General features: G+C 34.6%; 1 protein-coding gene. It reads right to left on the reverse strand.

Going from position 1 to position 691, the window contains the following annotated elements:
* Positions 1-89: 89 nt before the first annotated feature.
* A partial coding sequence (locus tag ACFIL8_RS11880) for an autotransporter outer membrane beta-barrel domain-containing protein (protein ID WP_375689980.1) occupies positions 90-691 on the reverse strand: 602 nt, incomplete at its 5' end.

Genomic DNA, 691 nt, shown 5'->3' on the forward strand with positions numbered 1-691 from the left:
TACACTCTCGAGAAGACATAGCCGAACGTTATCTGTTTAAGTTTGCAAAACAATTACATTTGTAAAGTTAATCAGCCATGCACACATATTTAGAAACTATAGCGTAATCCTAAAATACCTTGAAGAGCATTCTTAATCTTATGTCCTTTTAGATAATGTGCTTCCGCATAAAGTGTTAGTTTATCATTGACCGAACCGTTTAAACCAATTCCCAATTTACCCGCACTGCCTGATAAATCTGTAATAAATTTATACTGGTTATTAATTGTCGTATAATTATTATTTATATTCTCACGCAACCAAGCTGCCATAATGTAAGCTGTTAATGAAGTTTCTGAACTCACAAAAAATTCATGTCCTGCAGTCAATCCAACTTCACTGCGGAATGAAGTTAATGGGCTTAGATCACCTATCATTCCATTGGAAAGTTTTATTCTTTTACCTTCAACCTGCAAACCTGTTAGCTTGATATAAGGCTGCATCCAAGTATTCTGTGCCGGTTCAAAATAACAACCAATCTCAAATGATCCACCTATCGCCCACTGATTGTAATGACTTTGAATAGCTAAACCATTCGTTGATATGGCTTTCAAATTATCTCGGTAATAATTATATTTCAAAACACCATCCATATACCATCCACGATGATCAAAATAAGTTGCGTAAGTTCCAATACTATAAGAGCTCAAAT

It is taken from the genome of Bartonella sp. AP57NXGY (genome assembly GCF_042195805.1).
Classification (GTDB): Bacteria; Pseudomonadota; Alphaproteobacteria; order Rhizobiales; family Rhizobiaceae; genus Bartonella.